At 72.7% G+C, this 256-nt stretch carries 1 pseudogene; it reads left to right on the top strand.

Annotated features, from left to right (window positions below):
* A pseudogene (locus tag SM753_RS20870) lies at positions 1-256 on the top strand (NAD(P)/FAD-dependent oxidoreductase); the annotation flags it as partial.

Genomic DNA, 256 nt, shown 5'->3' with positions numbered 1-256 from the left:
GAGACCGCGTACTACGACCTCCCCGGCGTCCGCGAGCACGCCATCCCCTGCAAGCGCGTCGGGCACGCCGAACGCATCCGCGAGTCCGTCCACGACGCTATCGACACCGGCGGTCGCGCGATCGTCGGCGGCGCCGGCCTCTCCCGCAGCCAGAGCGCCCGCGAGATCGCGAAGTGCCGCGACGACCACCGCGCGCCGCTCGACATCTACCGCGTCGAAGCGCCCGACGAGATCTTCCCCGCGAACGACCCCGAAG

The sequence above is a fragment of the Halostella sp. PRR32 genome (assembly GCF_034808085.1).
Lineage (GTDB): Archaea > Halobacteriota > Halobacteria > Halobacteriales > Natronoarchaeaceae > Halostella > Halostella pelagica.
The sequence above is the reverse complement of the archived record's forward strand: the minus strand, read 5'-3'. Positions and strand labels throughout refer to the sequence as shown.